The sequence below is a fragment of the Caballeronia sp. LZ001 genome (assembly GCF_031450875.1).
GTDB lineage: Bacteria > Pseudomonadota > Gammaproteobacteria > Burkholderiales > Burkholderiaceae > Caballeronia.
Genome location: NZ_JARTVX010000004.1, coordinates 1,670,347 through 1,688,063 on the forward strand (window position 1 = coordinate 1,670,347; position 17,717 = coordinate 1,688,063).

Annotated in this window: 15 protein-coding genes; 4 read left to right on the forward strand and 11 right to left on the reverse strand. The window is 59.6% G+C overall.

Annotated features, from left to right (window positions below):
- Window positions 1–11: 11 nt before the first annotated feature.
- The 3 genes from P9292_RS18480 (at window position 12) to P9292_RS18490 (ending at window position 5,001) form a co-directional block, all read left to right on the forward strand.
- The gene (locus P9292_RS18480) at window positions 12–1,310 is read left to right on the forward strand and encodes a hypothetical protein (protein WP_309960550.1); all 1,299 of its coding nucleotides are present in this window, start codon (window positions 12–14) and stop codon (window positions 1,308–1,310) included.
- A 174-nt stretch (window positions 1,311–1,484) separates the two neighbouring features.
- On the forward strand, window positions 1,485–3,890 hold the full coding sequence (locus P9292_RS18485; RefSeq protein ID WP_309960552.1) for a phosphoketolase family protein: 2,406 nt from the start codon (window positions 1,485–1,487) through the stop codon (window positions 3,888–3,890).
- Window positions 3,891–3,894: 4 nt separating this feature from the next.
- Window positions 3,895–5,001 carry an acetate/propionate family kinase gene (locus P9292_RS18490; protein ID WP_309960554.1) on the forward strand — a complete coding sequence of 369 codons (1,107 nt, stop codon included), beginning with the start codon at window positions 3,895–3,897 and terminating at the stop codon, window positions 4,999–5,001.
- Between the two features lie 326 nt (window positions 5,002–5,327).
- On the opposite strand, the gene P9292_RS18495 is transcribed toward P9292_RS18490, so the two are convergent.
- The 9 genes from P9292_RS18495 to P9292_RS18535 all read right to left on the reverse strand — a co-directional run bounded on the left by P9292_RS18495 (window position 5,328) and on the right by P9292_RS18535 (window position 14,489).
- The gene (locus P9292_RS18495; RefSeq protein WP_309960556.1) at window positions 5,328–6,656 is read right to left on the reverse strand and encodes an MFS transporter; all 1,329 of its coding nucleotides are present in this window, start codon (window positions 6,654–6,656) and stop codon (window positions 5,328–5,330) included.
- A gap of 75 nt (window positions 6,657–6,731) precedes the next feature.
- Complete coding sequence (locus tag P9292_RS18500) at window positions 6,732–7,664, reverse strand: hydroxymethylglutaryl-CoA lyase (protein WP_309960558.1); 933 nt, start codon at window positions 7,662–7,664, stop codon at window positions 6,732–6,734.
- Entirely contained in the window at window positions 7,661–8,854 is a 1,194-nt protein-coding gene (locus tag P9292_RS18505) for a CaiB/BaiF CoA-transferase family protein (RefSeq protein WP_250493291.1), read from the reverse strand. The genes P9292_RS18500 and P9292_RS18505 overlap by 4 nt, the downstream gene beginning before the upstream one ends.
- Before the next feature lie 107 nt (window positions 8,855–8,961).
- Window positions 8,962–9,879 carry a LysR family transcriptional regulator gene (locus P9292_RS18510; RefSeq protein WP_244828354.1) on the reverse strand — a complete coding sequence of 306 codons (918 nt, stop codon included), beginning with the start codon at window positions 9,877–9,879 and terminating at the stop codon, window positions 8,962–8,964.
- An 11-nt stretch (window positions 9,880–9,890) separates the two neighbouring features.
- Window positions 9,891–10,277 (reverse strand): PaaI family thioesterase, encoded by a 387-nt coding sequence (locus P9292_RS18515; protein ID WP_309960560.1) that lies wholly within the window; start codon window positions 10,275–10,277, stop codon window positions 9,891–9,893.
- Window positions 10,278–10,447: 170 nt separating this feature from the next.
- Complete coding sequence (locus P9292_RS18520) at window positions 10,448–10,996, reverse strand: hypothetical protein (protein ID WP_309960564.1); 549 nt, start codon at window positions 10,994–10,996, stop codon at window positions 10,448–10,450.
- Between the two features lie 349 nt (window positions 10,997–11,345).
- Complete coding sequence (locus P9292_RS18525; RefSeq protein WP_244828357.1) at window positions 11,346–11,546, reverse strand: hypothetical protein; 201 nt, start codon at window positions 11,544–11,546, stop codon at window positions 11,346–11,348.
- 255 nt (window positions 11,547–11,801) lie between these two features.
- The gene (locus tag P9292_RS18530) at window positions 11,802–12,974 is read right to left on the reverse strand and encodes an FAD-binding oxidoreductase (protein ID WP_309960567.1); all 1,173 of its coding nucleotides are present in this window, start codon (window positions 12,972–12,974) and stop codon (window positions 11,802–11,804) included.
- An 18-nt stretch (window positions 12,975–12,992) separates the two neighbouring features.
- A complete protein-coding gene (locus P9292_RS18535) occupies window positions 12,993–14,489 on the reverse strand; it encodes an aldehyde dehydrogenase family protein (RefSeq protein ID WP_309960571.1) in 1,497 nt (498 codons plus the stop codon).
- Between the two features lie 199 nt (window positions 14,490–14,688).
- On the opposite strand from P9292_RS18535, the gene P9292_RS18540 reads away from it, so the two are divergent.
- On the forward strand, window positions 14,689–15,294 hold the full coding sequence (locus P9292_RS18540; protein WP_309960574.1) for an XRE family transcriptional regulator: 606 nt from the start codon (window positions 14,689–14,691) through the stop codon (window positions 15,292–15,294).
- A 13-nt stretch (window positions 15,295–15,307) separates the two neighbouring features.
- Here the strand turns inward: P9292_RS18540 and P9292_RS18545 are convergent, their stop codons facing one another.
- Complete coding sequence (locus P9292_RS18545; RefSeq protein WP_309960576.1) at window positions 15,308–16,753, reverse strand: cytochrome P450; 1,446 nt, start codon at window positions 16,751–16,753, stop codon at window positions 15,308–15,310.
- A 67-nt stretch (window positions 16,754–16,820) separates the two neighbouring features.
- Window positions 16,821–17,681, reverse strand: coding sequence for an IclR family transcriptional regulator (locus P9292_RS18550; protein ID WP_244828363.1), 861 nt, complete (start codon window positions 17,679–17,681; stop codon window positions 16,821–16,823).
- Window positions 17,682–17,717 lie beyond the last annotated feature (36 nt).

A 17,717-nucleotide genomic window follows, 5' to 3' on the forward strand; every position in this document is an offset into this window, starting at 1 on the left:
TTCTACGTCTTATGATCGTCATCAGCCTGCTTTTCGACCATGCGCCTGCCGCGCTTGCCAATCATCGGCGTTATGCGCGCGGGCATGGTTATCGGCACATCGAAATCGATATGTCCGAAATCAGCGGCTGCAGCGACGAAACACGCTGGATCATCAAATACGAAACGCTGCTGCATCAGCTCGGCTTGGCGAATGAGGACGAACTCGTCTTGCTGTTGAACGAGAATGCCGCGATTCTCAGGCCGCTCGCTTTGCCGGAACTCATGCAGGGCCGCGACTGGCTTCTAACCTGCATCGAGTCCGATCTGCCGCAACTCGACATGCAAATTTGGCGCAAGACCGAGCACGTCATGCGTGAGTTGTTCGAGATAGTCACGCGATGCCGCAATGGCGTCGTGCTTCCGAAGGAAGAAGCGCTCCTCTTGCAGGCATTTGCGTATTGTCCGTCGCGGTATCGCGTTGGTGATGTCATGGCTGTCGTGCCCGCCTCCACCAACGTCGAGAGCGTCTGGGCGCACTGGTCTGCTTTCTCGGTCAAGATTTGTGACCAGAAGCATCATCGGCGATTCCGCAATGCGCTCCTCGAACATATCAACGACTGCCAGACGCGCGGCCTGCCACTGCTTTCGCTAAACGACACCGGCATTACCGATACATCCGCCGTCAGTATTCGACAGCCGAATCGGTCGGTCGCGATAGTGACGCTATACACGCCGAACATCGCGATTTACGGCCGTATTGCCGAAGCCAATTTCACGCGATACTGCGAACGCCACGGCTATACACTTTACGTGCACCGCGAAATTCCCGCGCATCTGAACGACGGTAAAACTTCGGGCAATTGGCTCAAGGCGGCCTTACTGCGCGAAACCCTCCCGAATCACGAATGGATTTTCTGGGTCGACGCCGACGTGCTCTTCAAGGACATGAACCGGCCGCTCGAATCCATCATGCACGACAAGGAAGCGGTGTTTGCACGCGATATCGGCTATTGGCGCTTCAATTCCGGCATCATGGGACTCAAGCGCACGCAACGTAATTACGATTCGCTTCATCGCATACTCGAAGCGTGCAATTGCATCGACGACAAATCCACTGTCTACGCAAATAAGGGCGATCAATATTATTTAAACGCCGAATTTTCCACGCGCCCCGACTTCGACGCAACGCAGGTAGCCAGTCTTATCGACTTCAACACACCCTGGATTTATCAGCGGCCGACCAGCTTCATGGTGCATTACATCGGCATATGGGAAACCCATAAAGCGCTGCTGATGGACTACGATCTCAGGCAATCCGCCCGCGATTAACCTGCCTCTGCATGCTTGCGGACATCATCTGGCGAACCCAAGTATGATGTTCGCGGCATCGCGTCACACTCCCGCACGGCGCTGCAACTAAAGCGCAACAATAAAGCTCGAACATGGCAAGTACACGCGCCAGGCCGTATCCCGACGCTCGATTTCTCACTTCACCGCAAGGAGATGCAATTGAACGACGACGTCCAAGGCAGGACAGCAACCGAGACGCCTCTTTCCACCGACCTCCTGCGTAAGCTCGACGCATATTGGCGAGCCTGCAATTATCTTTCGGTCGGCATGATTTATTTGCGCGCGAATCCGTTGCTGCGCGAACCCCTCAAGCCCGAACACATCAAACGGCGTTTGCTCGGCCACTGGGGCTCGGACCCGGGGCAATCGTTCGTATGGGTGCATTTAAACCGTCTCATCAAGCGCGACGATCTCAACGTCATGTTCGTCTCGGGCCCTGGACACGGCGCGCCCGCCACGCTTTCCAACTCTTACCTCGAAGGCCATTACTCGGAAATCTATCCCGATCGCAGCGCCGATGAACACGGCATGCAGCGGCTTTTTCGCGCCTTCTCTTCGCCGGGCGGCATCGGCTCGCATTGCACGCCGGAAACACCGGGATCGATTCACGAAGGCGGCGAGCTCGGCTATAGCTTGTCGCATTCGTTCGGCGCAGCCTTCGACAATCCCGATCTGATCGTCGCCACGATGGTCGGCGACGGCGAAGCCGAAACCGGACCGCTCGCCACGTCCTGGCATTCGAACAAGTTCCTCAATCCGATAACCGACGGCGCCGTGCTGCCGGTCTTGCACCTGAACGGCTACAAGATCGCCAATCCGACCATCCTTGCGCGCATTCCGCATGAGGAGCTCGAAGCGCTCTTCAAGGGCTACGGCTACACGCCCTATTTCGTCGAGGGCGACGACCCCGACACCATGCATCAGAAGATGGCGGCGACGCTGGAACATTGCATCGGCGAGATTCGCGCAATTCAAGAGCGTGCGCGCGCGAGCAAGGAAAAGGTGGAGCGTCCGCGCTGGCCGATGATCGTGCTGCGTTCGCCGAAAGGCTGGACCGGTCCGAAAGAAGTGGATGGTCACAAGGTCGAAAATTTCTGGCGCTCGCATCAGGTGCCGGTAGCCGATCCGGCGACCAATCGCAAAAATCTGCAGGTACTCGAAACCTGGATGCGCAGTTACAAGCCAGAGGAGTTGTTCGACGGGAACGGCCGGCTGATCGAGCCGCTGCGCGAACTCGCGCCGGAAGGCGCGCGCCGCATCAGTGCGAATCCGCATGCAAACGGCGGCGTGTTGCGGCAATCGCTCGATCTACCCGACATTCGTGATTTTGCATTCGAATTCAAAAGCGCGGCCAGTACGTATCAGTCGCCAACGGCCGTGCTCGCCATTTATCTGCGCGAAGTGATCCGTCGCAACATGACGCGCTTCCGCCTCTTCGGTCCGGACGAAACCGCGAGCAATAAACTCGACGGCGTCTATGAAGTTTCGGGCAAGCGCTGGCTTGCGGAAACGCTGCCCGAAGATGCAGACGGCGGCTTCCTTTCCGTCGATGGCCGCGTGATGGAGATGCTCTCCGAACACACGCTCGAAGGCTGGTTCGAAGGCTATGTGTTGACCGGTCGCCACGGTCTTTTCGCGACCTACGAAGCCTTCGTGCACGTGATCGACTCCATGTTCAATCAGCACGCAAAGTGGCTCGAAAAAGCAAAGAATGAGATTGCGTGGCGCGCGCCGGTGCCATCGATCAATTTGTTGATCACGTCGCTCGTATGGCGGCAGGACCATAACGGCTTCACGCATCAGGACCCTGGCTTTCTCGATGTCGTCACGAACAAAAGCCCGGGTGTCGTGCGAATTTATCTGCCGCCCGACGCGAATTGCTTGTTGAGCGTCGCGGATCATTGTCTGCGCTCGCACGATTACGTGAACGTGATCGTCGCGGACAAGCAGCCGCATCTGCAGTATCTGAACATGGAAGATGCCATCGTGCATTGCGCGAAGGGCATTGGCATCTGGGATTGGGCATCGACGGATAAGGGCCACGAGCCCGACGTGGTGATTGCCAGCGCGGGCGATATCGCGACCATGGAAGCGCTCGCCGCCGTCGAAATTTTGAAGGCGCAATGCCCCGATCTGAAGATACGCTTTGTCAATGTCGTCGATCTTTTCAGGCTGATGCCGGATACGGACCATCCGCATGGTCTTTCCGATCGCGACTTCGACTCCATTTTCACGCGTGATAAACCGGTCATCTTCAACTTCCATTCCTATGCGTCGCTCGTGCACAAACTCACGTACAACCGCACGAATCACGACAATCTGCACGTGCATGGTTACTGCGAGCGCGGCAACATCAACACGCCGTTCGAGCTCGCGATCATCAATGGCGTCGATCGCTTTTCGCTTGCCATCGACGTGATCGACCGCGTGGAACGTATCTCCGATACCGCCGCGCATACGAAGGAGTGGCTCAAGAATCAGATCATCGAGAGCGTGCAATATGCCCATGCGGAAGGTATCGACCGCGACGAGATCCGCGAGTGGACATGGAAGGACTGACACCATGACACAGGGCATTCTCGTGTTGAACAGCGGCTCGTCTTCGCTCAAGTTCGGTGTGTTCATGGCGAACGACGGCGATGAAGAGGCGTGGCTCACGGGCAGCGCGAAGGGCATCGGCCGCGACAACGGTTCCTTGACGATGCGTTCTTCCGACAAGCAGATCGATGTCGCGCAGGACCATCTGATGGAGTCGCAGCACGACGCGTTGCAGCGTGTCGCCGATGCCCTGCGCGAACATATGCGCGAACCGCTTGCAGCGGTCGGGCATCGCGTGGTGCATGGTGGGCCGGATGTGCGAGAGCATCGCGAGATTACACCCGCGCTCAAGGACACGTTGCGCGACGCCGTGCCGTTTGCGCCGCTGCATCTGCCGCAATCGCTTGCCCTCATCGACGAAGCGCAGGGCATCTTCACTGGCATACCGCATTTTGCATGCTTCGATACGGTATTCCATCGCACGATGCCGGAGCGCGCGACGCGTTATGCGTTACCGCGAGAGTTTGCCGAGCGTGGTGTCATGCGTTATGGATTCCACGGGCTGTCGTATGAATCCATCGTCAACGCGCTTGGCGCGAAGCTGAAGCCGCGCACGGTCATCGCGCATCTTGGCAGCGGCGCGAGCCTGTGCGCGTTGCAGAACGGCCATTCATTCGATACGTCGATGGGGATGACGCCCACCGGCGGCATTCCGATGGCGACGCGCAGCGGCGACCTCGATCCCGGTGTGCTGATTCATCTCTTGCGCCAGGAGTCGCTCGACGCAGATGCGCTGGAGACGCTCGTGAATCGGCAAAGCGGTCTTAAGGCGTTATCGGAATCGGACGACGATATGCAAACGCTGATCGAACGCCGCGGTCACGGCGATGCGAACGCAACGCTTGCCATCGACGTGTTTTGCACGGCGATACGGAAGACTATCGGCGGGTATGCGGCTTTGCTCGGCGGGCTGGATGAGATCGTGTTCAGCGGAGGAATTGGCGAGCATAGCGAGGCGGTTCGTGCGCAGGTTCTCGATGGGCTTTCGTTTCTTGGGGCTTCGCATCGGGTGGTGGAGACCGAGGAGGAACGGCAGATTGCAAGGCATTGTCGGCGGTTGCTTGATGCGTGACTGGTTGCATTTTGCATGCAGTGTGCCGTCGGATGGTCGGCGGCATTTTGCATGCAGAGTGCAACGGACAAGACGTAGATCTTTACGTTGCGTGCACTCGTACAAGCAACGCAACGCGCTAACCACGATCCTATTGCACGCCGAGTTTCTTTGACTTTTGCATGCAAAAGGCTGCACAACGTGAAAGCACCAAGCGTGAAGAACGGCCACGTGTCGACAAATCCCATTCTGCATTCAACGTACCGAATGCAGCATGCAATAGGCAAAGCGCCCGGTGAACAACCATCGCCGGGCGCTTCTTCAACCTTCCTCGGACCACCTTGGTCCTATTTCTCCGAATGATCCCTTTGCCGCAACGACTGCGGCAGCCCATACAAGAGCAGCAGCGCGCAAATCAGGCTCATCGCACCGATGGCATACAGCGCAGGCGTCGTGCTGCCGGTGACATCACGAATACGTCCGACCATCACCGGACTCACGATGCCTCCAAGCTGTCCAAGCGTATTGATAAGCGCGATCCCGCCCGCCGCGCCTGCTCCCGTCAATAGCTTGGGCGGCAACGCCCAGAACGCCGGAATCGATGCAATCACGCCCGCACCCATCACACCGAGCGCGGCGATCAACAACGCCGTCTGCTTGTCGAACACGCCGGCCGCGAAGAAGCCTGCAGCCGCCATCAGAAGCAATACACAAACGAACTTGCGCCGCTCGCCGGAGCGATCCGACATGCGCCCTACCACGACCATGCAGATCGCCCCGCAGATATAAGGCACCGCCGTCAACAGACCGATGATCGTCGGATTCTCCGTCCCGGCGGCGCGAATCAAATGCGGCGCCCAGAAGTTGAGACCGTACGATCCGACTTGAATCAGAAAGTAGATCAGTCCGAGCATCAGAAAACCGGGTGTCTTGATCGCGCCGAAGAGCGAGTGCCCGGAGTCCGTGTGTTGGCTCTGCGTCGCAATTTGGCTTTTCAGGTAAGTTTTCTCGGCGCCCGTGAGCCACGCGGCATCGTCGATACGATCTTTCAGCACCTTCAGAACGAGGATGCCAAGCAGCACGCAAGGCAGGCCGCCAAGCAGAAAGAGCCAATGCCATCCGGCGATACCGAACACGCCGTTCATATGCCCCAGCACGAGCCCGGACAACGGGGCGCCAAACAAACCCGAGAACGCCGATGCAAGAAACAGCAGCGACGTGATACGTCCGCGATAGCTCGCCGGAAACCACAGCGTCAGGTAGTAAAGCACGCCTGGCGCAAAGCCCGCTTCCATCGCGCCGATGATGAAGCGCAAGCCATAGAACTGCCACTCGGTCTGCACGAAAACCATCAGCGCCGTTGCGATACCCCATGAAATCATGATGCGCGCTATCCATCGACGCGCACCGACTTTGTAGAGCAGCAAGTTGCTCGGCACTTCGAAAAGCACATAGCCGATCACGAAGAGACTCGCGCCGAGACCGTAGGCGGTATCGGAGAAACCCAACGTGCTTTGCAGTTGAAACTTCGCGAAGCTGATATTGATGCGGTCGAAGAACGCGAACAGATAACACAGCATGATGAGCGGCATGAGACGCCATGCCACCTTGCGGATGATGTCCGCGGTATTGCCTAGCGTTTGCTCACGCGGCGCACCTACGCTCAAGTCACTCATGTTTGTCTCCTTGCTCGAAGCAAAGTGGCCGGATTGTTTTGTGATATCCGGTCGTATGGTTTGTCGTCGATGATTTCAGATTGCGCGCACGTAATCGGGAACGGGATGCAGGTCGCAGTTGCGTCCTGCCTTCGCGACTTGTCCCGGCACGTCATGGCCGACGAGCGCAGGCAAAGTGCGTGACAACGTGATGAGCTTCTGCAAATCGACGCCTGTGGGTATGCCCATCTCGTCGCACATGTTCACGAGGTCTTCGCTACAGATGTTTCCCGATGCACCCGGCGCAAATGGACAGCCACCCAGGCCGCCGAGCGCGGCATCGAACCGGCGTGCGCCTGCGTTGTATGCGGCAAGTACGTTGGCAAGGCCTAGCCCTCGCGTATTATGAAAATGCAACGTCAACGCAGCGGCCGGCACTTGCTCCAGCACGCGCGTAACGAGCCGCGCGACCTGTCGCGGATTCGCCATGCCCGTCGTATCGGCAAGCGTGATGCCATCGATACCCAACTCGCGATATGCCCGCACGATCGACAGCACTCGGTCTTCATCGATATGCCCTTCGAACGGACAGCCGAACGCGGTGGCAACCGTTGCATTGAGCATGGCCTTCGTACCTTGCGCGAGCGCGACGATATCCCCGAAGCCCTCAAGCGATGCCTCGCAACTCATGCGCATGTTGGCGCGATTGTGCGTCTGGCTTGCAGACATCACGAGGTTCAGTTCGTCGGCGTTCGCATCGAGCGCACGCTGCGCGCCCTTCACGTTCGGCACCAGCGCGACATAGATCACGCCTTCTTGACGCCCGATGCGCTTGAACACGGCCTCGCCATCACGCAACGCAGGAATGGCTTTCGGCGATACAAACGAGCCCGCTTCGATGCGCGTGAAGCCGCACGCCGAGAGACCATCGATCAATGCAATCTTGTCGGCAGTCTCGACCCATTTCGATTCGATCTGCAAGCCGTCGCGCGGCGCGACTTCCTGAACGAGCAAACGATCATCGTTCATTGAACCGCTCCTTCGGCACGAAGCCTTTGCACTTCGCTTGCATCGAAGCCGAGCGATTCCAGCACCGATTGCGTATGTTCGCCAAGCGTCGGGCCTTGCCAGCGCACTTCGCCTGGCGTATCCGACAGTTTCGGCACGATTCCCGGCATCTTCACCGATGCACCGCCCGGCAAGTCGGCCTGCAGCAACATATCGCGCGCCTGGTAATGCGCATCGTCGATGATGTCCGCAACGGAATAGATGCGTCCCGCAGGGACTTCCGCAACGGCGAGTGTGTCGAGCACATCCTCCATTGCATGATGCGTGGTCCACGCCGCGATGGCTTCGTCGAGCATCGCACTCTGCCGCACACGACCATCGTTGTGCGCGAGCGCGGGATCGTCGGCGAGATCGGGGCGGTCTATCACGTTCATCAGACGCTTGTAGATCGGGTCGCTGTTGCCTGCGATCACGACGAAGCCGCCGTCCTCGGTCCGATAGGTGTTCGATGGCGCGATTCCCGGCAGCGCGCCGCCGCTGCGCTCGCGTACATGCCCGAGCAAATCGTATTCGGGTACGAGGCTCTCCATCAGGTTGAAAACACTTTCCACGAGCGAGACATCGACCACCTGACCGTCGCCTTGTCCGGTCTTGACGCGCAACAGGGACATCAACGCGCCGATCACGCCATGCAGCGACGCCAGTGAGTCGCCAAGACTGACACCGACGCGCGCGGGCAGGCCATCGGCATCGCCGGTTGTATACCGAATGCCACCCATCGCTTCGCCGATTGCGCCGAAGCCCGGCCGGTCACGGTACGGGCCCGTCTGACCGTAGCCGGAAATGCGTACCATCGTGAGCTTGGGGTTGATTGCATGCAAAACGTCCCAGCCAAGGCCAAGCTTTTCGAGCGCGCCCGGCCGCATATTTTCGACGACGACGTCCGCATCCGCCGCAAGACGCTTGATGACGTCCGCGCCTTCCGGCGACTTGAGATTCACGCACACGGATTTCTTGTTGCGCGACTGTAGATACCACCAGAGTGACGTGCCTTCATGAAGCTTGCGCCATTTGCGCAACGGATCGCCGCCGTTGGGGGTTTCGATCTTGATGACTTCGGCGCCGAATTCGGCCAGCATGCGCGCCGCGAAAGGCGCCGCGATGAGGGTGCCGATCTCGATGACGCGAATGCCCTTGAGGGGTCCGCTCATGGTGCTTGTCTCCATTTATGATTTGCTTGAGACAAGCTTATTGGCGAACGCTCGACCGCGTCCAACCGCATTTTGGCAAGCATCGTTCGCGGATGACGAACGCTCGCTTATGTGCCCGCTTCCACCGATCGCAAATGATCGAACAAAAGACGGCTCACTGGCGACAACGCGCCCGTATCGCGCACGACGATCACGAGGCTGCGCGCGGCCCACTCCTCGTCGAGCGCGACGGCAGCGAGTCCAAGCTGTCGCCCCATCGCCTCGAACACGCGATGCGGCAACACGCCCACGCCCATGCCCGCCTGAACCATGCGGCAAACGGCGTCGAAGCCCGGCACATGAATGCGCAGCCGCAACGCCTTGCCAGCTTGCCGCGCGGCCAGATGCGTGCGCATATTGATGGAACTGGCCGAATGCAGGCCAATATGGTCGAAGTCGAGCGTATCGGCGAAAGTGACGTGCTCGCGTTGGCTCAGCGGATGATCGCCCGGCGTCACGATCACGAGACGGTCATGGCGGTAATGCGTGGATTGAAGTCCGCGCGTGTCGGCATCGCCCGAACAAATGCCGAGATCGACGAGACTATCCAGCACGCCTTCCACGATGCCGCCGCTCGGCCGCTCCTCCAGATCGATCTTGATCTGATCGTGCACGGTGATGAACGCGCGCAAATCTTCCGGAAGGAATTCGACGATGGCGGAAAGATTCGCCATCATCCGCACATAACCGCGCACGCCGCTCGCATGTTCCGCCAGTTCGATGCCGATATTCTCGACATCGCGCAACACGCGGCGCGCATGGTGCAGAAGCGTTTCGCCCGCGGGCGTGAGCTCCATTCCACGCGCCTTGCGCTCGAACAACACGGCGCCGACCGCTTGCTCGAGTTCCAGCAACCGCTTGCTCGCCGCCGATACCGCGATCGCTTCACGTTCCGCCGCGCGTGTGAGCGTGCCTTCCTCGAAAACCGCGAGAAAGAGTTGCAGCGTGGTGAGGTCGAGGCGCCGGAGCAGGTTGCGAGAGGTCATGGCATGGTGCTTCAGCGCGCGTACTTGAACGTGCCTTGCGCGCTCGCAATCATCACGCGCTCGTCTATCCACGCTTCGCCGCGCGCAAAGTAAACCGAGCGTCCCTGTCGCTCAAGGAATCCTTTGGCGACCACCTTGTCGCCAATACCTCGATCCAGATAGTTGACCGTGAGCGAAAGTGTGAACCCGTGGATGGGCGTGGAACCGCTCGTGAAAAGACCCGCGTAACCGCAGGCGGCGTCGAGCAAGGTAGCGATCACGCCGCCCTGAAGAATACGTTGACGGTTCAAATGCCCCGCGTGAATTGGCATATTGAATTCTGCATACCCGGCGCGCCATGCCGTAAGGGTCGCGCCAAGCGCTTCGAGAAACGGATTGTCCAGATCCAGGTTCGCCACGTTTGCGGATCTCCTTGCATCGTCGATGCTTGCGGGTGCTGCGCGGGTTTGGAATATTGCATTCGATTGTGCCATCGAGGCGCGCAACGTGCCGCCACGTTGGGTTTCTCGCGCACATCAAAAAACCCGCGCGAGGCGGGTTTTGAGGAGGTTGTTCAAGTCTTAGGCCTTCATCTGGTCGGCGCAACTGCGCGCAAAGCGTCGATTCGGCTGACGAGCTTGAGATACCACGCGAGCATGGCAAAAGTCGCGAGTTTTGCCAAAGACTCGACGCTCGATAAGAACGCCAGCCATGGCGCATGAACGAATTCGGCAGGCAAGTCAGGCACGATGGCCAGCACGCTCGTCAAGCATACAAAGAGCAGCAGATAGCGCGCCGACTTGCGTCCAGCAAGCGCAAAGGCTGCGATTACGCCGAGCATCGCCTTCGAAAAGATGACGCCGGCAATCTCCTCCGTGCTGCTGTTGGCGTCGATTTCCCAAGGCGCCTCGAATATCGACCATGCAACGACTACACACGCCGACGCCGCAACCGCACGGCGCAGACGATCCGCGTCCGCCACGAGATCTTGAAGCGAGCGCTTGCCTGACGGCGGTTCGAACGGTGGCGTGACAGGCAGCTCGAACGCGACCGGCGGCAAGTCGGCTGGTCTGTCGCGCATGCGCGGGGCGGGCGGCGACATCAGTTCCAGTGGCCCGGGATCGTCACCGCCGCTCATGACACGCTCGCAAAACATGCGGTTGCCGAGCGGTCAAATCTTGCCGCTCCCCGATATCTTTCATTGGAATTCTCCATTCACAAGCGTCAGCGTAGGCGATCAAAAAAACTCGCTCCACGTTCTCACGCGACGCCAGATTGCCAAAATGCGTCAACCGCGATTTTTTTAGCTTGCAATGGAAACAATTTTCCAGCGCCGATTGATGCGCGTGAATCGCGGAAGCTTAATGACCTGAAGCGATCATAAGCAAAATCCTTTTCTCGCGTGAATGGCTTTTTCTATCGGGCAGAGTTGCGCTACGCGTGCCGTAAAGCGTGTCGCACGCGCAACGAATCGGAAAAGAAAATGATCAGTTATACCCGCGAATCACGCAGGATTTTTGTTCCTCTTCGGTTTTCTCGCCTGCAAAACGACCGCAGATTTCCGCAACATACTGTGGTGCGCCGCTGACCTGGCTGGACTTGTGACACACCGGGGCAGTTGTTGCCGACGCGGTGTCGGCTTCGTCTTCCAGCCATTGTGCGAGCCGGGCGCTCATATAGGCTTCCATGTCTTGTCTCCGTACTAAAAACGCAAGTTGCGTCTGACGGTTTAAGCATGCGCTTATCGGCGTCTATTGGCCCTAGTGGATTTCATTAATGGACGAACGGCATTTTTGTGACTTGCTCGAAAAAATTGCTATTTATCGCGTGCCCATGTCGTTGACGGCAATCTGCTAATTTCTCTGACGGCCATATTAGCGCCTGCTTTTGCAGACGGTAATGCAGCCATACTGGTTTATGCAACTGGACTGCATATAGCTTTTTCAAACCACGTTTTTTTCAATGATCGGCCGGCCGGTCAACACGCGCGCCCAATCGAGCGAAGATAAATCCAGCGTGATGTATTTTCCATGCAAGATAAGTTCGCTCAAGCCCCGTCCCGTTGCGGGTCCTTGTTGCAAGCCGTGTCCGCTGAACCCATTGGCAAAAAGGCAATTCTCGATGTGCGGGTGGGCCCCGATGATCGCATTCTGGTCAAACACGTTGTATTCATAATACCCAGACCAGCATCGTTCCACGCGCAGCGCTTCGAATCCCGGAACGCGGTGCGCAAGCGTCGGCCAAATGACATCGTCAAAAAGCGCGTGATCGACTTCATCGAGCGGCAGGTCGTCCGGATCGTTGTCCGCCGAAGGCGATGTGCCGCAGATAAACGTGCGTCCCTCAGGGCGAAAGTAGACGCCACTCGGATCAATCAACAACGGGCAGTCTTCGAGCACCGCTGGCGACGATACGTTGAAAATGCTGCGCCGCCGCGCATACACCGGAATATCGATGTCGAGCATTGCCGCAATCCGGCGCGACCAAGCGCCCGCTGCGTTGACGACGACATCGCATGCGAACGCTTCGCCGTTCGAGGCAAGCACGCGCTTCGCCTGGCCGCCTTGGCATTCAATATCCGTCACTTCGGCCGCCACGTAACGCGCGCCCAGCGCCTGCGCCTTGCGTCGTAGCGCCTGGACGAGACCATAGCCGTCGAACCAGCCTTCGCCGGTCTCGCCGAACGCACCCGCCGCAAGGTCTTTTGTATTCAACCAAGGGAAGCGCGCGCGCAGGGAAGCGGGATCGAGCAAGGTGATATCCGCGCCGAGTTCGCGTTGCAGCGCATGGTTCTCTTGCAGCGTGGACAGGCCCGGCGGCGTCGCTAGAAAGAGATAGCCGCCTTCGTGCAGATCGACCGAAGGCCGTTCGCCGTTCACTTCGAGCCGCTCGCCAATCGACCGTAAGAACTCGATACCGAACAACGACATACGCACGGAAAGCGGCGTCGAGAATTGCTGTCTGATCGACGCCGCAGACAACGCCGACGACGAGCGCGCGTAAGTCGGATCGCGCTCGATCACCGTGACTTGCACGCCTGGATCCATCAAGCGAAGAAAGTACGCGGTCGAACTGCCGATCACGCCGCCGCCAACGATCACAACCTTGGACACCACGCCGCCTCCGTTTAAGGACTAGCCGAGATTGAAGTCGATGCCCTGTGCAAGCGGCAATTCCGACGAATAGTTGATCGTGTTGGTCGCGCGCCGCATGTAGGCCTTCCACGCGTCCGAGCCGGATTCGCGTCCACCGCCGGTTTCCTTTTCGCCGCCGAACGCGCCGCCGATCTCCGCGCCACTCGGCCCGATGTTGATATTGGCGATGCCGCAATCGCTGCCCGATGCCGACAGAAAGCGCTCCGCCTCGCGCAGATCCGTCGTGAAGGCGCATGAGGACAAGCCGTGCGCGGCGGCGTTGTTCGCGGCGATGGCGTCATCGAAATCGGTGTAGCGCATCACGTAAAGAATGGGCGCGAAGGTTTCCTTCAGCACGACTTCGCTTTGTGCGGGCATTTCGACGAGCGCGGGACGCACGTAATAGCCATTCTCGTTACCCGTCACGCTCACGCGTTCGCCGCCGAACACCTTGCCGCCCTCGCCCTTCGCCTGTTCCAGCGCGTCCTGCATGCGCGCAAAAGCCTGCACATCGATGAGCGGTCCCATCAACACGCCGTCGTTCAACGGATTGCCGACCGGGACTTTTGCATACAAATCCTTGAGGCGAGCGACGGTTTCGTCATAGATGCTCTCATGGACGAAAAGACGCCGCAGCGACGTGCAGCGCTGCCCCGCCGTGCCGACCGCCGAAAACAGAATGCCGCGCAGCGCGAGGTCACGATTGGCCGTCTGCGAAACGATGCCCGCGTTGTTGCCGCCGAGTTCGAGAATGGAGCGCCCGAAACGGCGCGCCACTTCCACGCCCACCGCGCGGCCCATTTCCGTGCTGCCGGTCGCGCTGACGATATCGGAGCGTTTGTCCGCGACGAGCTTCGCGCCCACTTCACGGTCGCCGATCAGAACCGATGCCAGGCCGGGCGCGGTGCCGAACTCGTCGAGTACATCGCGCATGATGCGATCGACGGCGAGCGCGGTAAGCGGCGTCTTTTCCGACGGCTTCCACACGACCGCATTGCCGCACACGAGCGCAAGCGCCGCGTTCCACGACCACACCGCGACCGGAAAATTGAATGCAGAAATGATTGTGCAGACGCCGAACGGATGCCACGTTTCCGCCATTCGATGACCGGGTCGCTCGGAGGCGATCGTCAGGCCATACAGTTGCCGCGAAAGGCCGACGGCGAAGTCGCAAATGTCGATCATTTCCTGCACTTCGCCCAGGCCCTCTTGCAGGATCTTGCCCGCTTCGAGCGCGACGAGCCGGCCGAGCGCAGCCTTCTTTTCGCGCAGGCGATTGCCGAGCAAACGCACCAGTTCGCCACGTCGCGGCGCCGGAACGTTGCGCCACACGGCAAATGCGCTGCGGGCTTGCGCAAGCGCGGTATCGACATCGGCGGAAGTATGGCGTTTCACGCGTCCGATGATTTCGCCGCTGATGGGCGAAGTGACAGTCATGTCGCCCTCGTTCGCGATGCCTGCGATACCGAGGTCGGAGAGAATGGTCTTGGCGTCCACAGTGAATTCCTTTTGCATGCAAAATTAGTTTCGCTGTTTCCGATGCGAAACAACGGTCAAGTTCGGAAACTATACGCGCAGCGTCCCATGCTCACAACGCTGTCAATATTGGGGTTCTCACCAGTCTCGGTTTGCATACCGAATGCAAACGCCCGAAAAGTCGATGGTATTATCGGAAACAAACCACCTTCGACCTCTCATGTCTACTTTGCCCGCCAAAAATTCGACTGAGCAATCCGCAGCCGATCTCGGACGACGGGTAAAGCACGCTCGCACCGCTCAGAATCTCACGCTGGAAACCGCGAGTCGGCTATGCGGCGTGTCGCGCTCGGCGTTGTCGAAGATCGAGAACGGCTTGATGTCGCCGACTTTCGATGTCTTGCAGAAGATAGTACGCGGCCTGCAGATCGATCTCGCGGAACTGTTCGGCAGCGCGCCCGCTGCCAGCGCAAGCGGCCGGCGCGCACTCACGCGACGCGACGAAGGGCAAAGGCACGCGTATCGCGGTTATCAGATGGAATTGCTGGCGACTGAACTCGCGCACAAGGCGATGCTGCCGTTTCGCATCCGCATCTCGGCGCATACACTGGATGCCTTCGACGACTGGGGCCGTCACGAAGGCGAAGAGTTTTTGTACGTGATCAGCGGTAGCGTATGCCTCTACTCGGAACTCTATGCGCCGACGCATCTGAATGCGGGCGACAGCATCTATTTCGACAGCCGCACGGGCCACGCGGCGATATCGACCAGCGCGGAAGATGCCGAAGTTCTGTGGATGGCAACCGGTGCCGCCGACGCTCAATGAACGATGACGCGGTTCAGGCGGGCCGCAAAGCGAGCCGCATCGGCATGCGATTCGGCACCACCGTGAAGTTGCAGACTTCGTGAATATCGGCGGCATCCTGAGCCAGGCGCGCCGTGAAATTCGCCGTGAGCATCGAAATGACGAGCCGCATTTCGACCGCTGCCAGATGTCGTCCCGGACACACGCGCGGCCCCGCGCCGATTTGCAGATAAGCACGTGGATCGTGCGTTCCCTGATTTGCGTGCTCGCCCGCCTGCAGCCGATGCTCGCGCAGCCAGCGATCCGGATCGTAGCGCGCGGGATCGCTGAAGTGGCTTTCGTCAAGCATCGCGGGACGATTTAGAAAAAAGAGCTTGGTGCCCGCGGGTAGCCGTACGCCCTGCAACTCCACTTCCTCCAACGGTTCCAGCGACAAATACGGCGCCACCGGATGCAGTCGGCTCGCCTCCGTGCAGACGGCCTCGCATAGATCGAGTTCGCGCATTGCCTGATAACTCGGACAAACGCGCGCGTCGCCGAACGTGCATTTTGCATGCGTCGCGATGCGCGTCTGCAAGGCTTCATCGCCGCCGAGAAACAGGAGTCCCCATGCGAGCGATGCCACCGTCGTGTCTTCGCCCGCGACGAGCATCGTCATGACGTTGGCGGCGACTTCGTCATCGGTGAGGCCGGACTCGGGCGCGTCACGCAGCGCGAGCATCGCTTCGAGCAAATTGCGCGGCTCGAGTGCAGATGCCTCGTCACGCATGCGCTCGCGCGATCTCGACATCAAGCCACGCACATAGCGATGCACTTCGGCCATTGCACGATCGAATCGGCGGTCGCGCGGCAGCCGCATATAGCGCCAGTAGGGAAACGGCGTGGAGAGGCGCGTCATGATCATCGGCAGAAGCTGCGAGAGATGCTCCTGGATGACGCCGCGTTCTTTTTCCAGCGTGTTCGGGTCTTCGCCGAATGCGAGCGCGCTCGTGACATCGACGGTATAGCGCTTCAAATCGTCGTTCATCTCGACGATACGTCCCTCGCGCGCGGCTGACTCCCAGCGCCGCCGCAAACGCTCGGTGATCGCGGCCAGCGTCGGATAAAACGCCTTGATATGCGGCACGGACAGCGCCTGCATCACGAGCCGACGCTGCGGCCCCCACGCTTCGCCTTCGATGGAAAAGAGACCGTTGCAGCCGACTTCATCGAACAAGGTTTCGAGCGGACCGTAACGCCGATAACGATGCGGACGTTCACGCAAAACCGCTTGCGACAGCTCGAAATCCGACCACACGACAATAGGCACGCGGCCGAGCTTGAAGCGATACGGCGTGCCCAGTTCCTTCGCCCATCGCTCGAGCGTCAGATGATGAGTCGACGGCGGCAATTGAAAGAGATTGCCCGCGAGCGGCAAGCCGCGCGGCGAAGGCAAGTCGTCGATTTCGCGCAAAGAAGCTGTGACGGACGCGGCATTCATGATCGGCCTTGCAAGCGCTGATGTGCACAGCATAGTGCAAGCGCGACGCGCGCGACGGCCGTTGCGCTTATTGAACGAGAGCGCTTTTTGCCCGCTTCTTGCCAGCAGGCGCCGGCGCTTCGGCAACGACCGGAGCTTGAGTCAACGGCCGCTTGAAATAAGGCGAGCTCAAGGTTGCCGCGCTCATATCGGATGCCGCTTCGAGCAGCGCGGGCGCGAGCTCTTTCAGACGCGTTTCCGGCAAACGGCTAGTCGGACCAGCGAGACTGACGACACCCACGACCACGCCCGTCATAGGATGATGAATCGGCGCGGCCATCGACGTCATGCCGGCTTCGTAGGTTTCGCTCGCGATGCCGTAACCGCGTTCGCGCGCCGCGCGCAAGTCGGTCAGGAACTGCTGAATCGTCTTCGGCGCCTTCGGACCGCCTTGTCCGGGCTTGCCGAGTCCGCCTTGCTTCGACACGAGTTCGAGCGCTTCCTCATCGGTCAGCGACGACAACCACGCCTGTCCGCTTGCCGTGCAATGCAAGGGCGGCTGGCTGCCCATGTCCGGGTCGTAGCGCAGCCCGGACTTCGCGCCCTGCGCCTTGCCGACGAAGGTGATGTGATCGTCCTCCACCACGCCAAGCCGCGCCAGTTCGCCCGACGCCGCCGCGAGGCGGTCGAGCACCGGTTGCGACACATCGAGTACGCCGCCCGTCGAAAGATAGATCAGCGCGAGCGACACGAGCTTCAGCGCGAGCATGTACTCGCCGTGATCCTCGTCCTGGCGCACGTAGCCCTCGTCGATCAACATCGCGAGCAGACGATGCGTGCCGCTGCGGGGAATGCTCAAGGTATCCGCGATGGCGGCAAGCGGCATGCGTCCGCCGTTCTTCGCCAGCAGTTCGATGATGGACAACGCGCGCTCAAGATTTCCTGCCATGTTTCGTTACCTCGAAGTTCCGATTCGGAATTTGAA

Coding starts and splice junctions, on each gene's coding strand:
- P9292_RS18480 (WP_309960550.1), top strand. CDS start 12: ATGATCGTCATCAGCCTGCTTTTCGACCATGCGCCTGCCGCGCTTGCC.
- P9292_RS18485 (WP_309960552.1), top strand. CDS start 1,485: ATGCAATTGAACGACGACGTCCAAGGCAGGACAGCAACCGAGACGCCT.
- P9292_RS18490 (WP_309960554.1), top strand. CDS start 3,895: ATGACACAGGGCATTCTCGTGTTGAACAGCGGCTCGTCTTCGCTCAAG.
- P9292_RS18495 (WP_309960556.1), bottom strand. CDS start 6,656: ATGAGTGACTTGAGCGTAGGTGCGCCGCGTGAGCAAACGCTAGGCAAT.
- P9292_RS18500 (WP_309960558.1), bottom strand. CDS start 7,664: ATGAACGATGATCGTTTGCTCGTTCAGGAAGTCGCGCCGCGCGACGGC.
- P9292_RS18505 (WP_250493291.1), bottom strand. CDS start 8,854: ATGAGCGGACCCCTCAAGGGCATTCGCGTCATCGAGATCGGCACCCTC.
- P9292_RS18510 (WP_244828354.1), bottom strand. CDS start 9,879: ATGACCTCTCGCAACCTGCTCCGGCGCCTCGACCTCACCACGCTGCAA.
- P9292_RS18520 (WP_309960564.1), bottom strand. CDS start 10,996: ATGAGCGGCGGTGACGATCCCGGGCCACTGGAACTGATGTCGCCGCCC.
- P9292_RS18525 (WP_244828357.1), bottom strand. CDS start 11,546: ATGGAAGCCTATATGAGCGCCCGGCTCGCACAATGGCTGGAAGACGAA.
- P9292_RS18540 (WP_309960574.1), top strand. CDS start 14,689: ATGTCTACTTTGCCCGCCAAAAATTCGACTGAGCAATCCGCAGCCGAT.
- P9292_RS18545 (WP_309960576.1), bottom strand. CDS start 16,753: ATGAATGCCGCGTCCGTCACAGCTTCTTTGCGCGAAATCGACGACTTG.
- P9292_RS18550 (WP_244828363.1), bottom strand. CDS start 17,681: ATGGCAGGAAATCTTGAGCGCGCGTTGTCCATCATCGAACTGCTGGCG.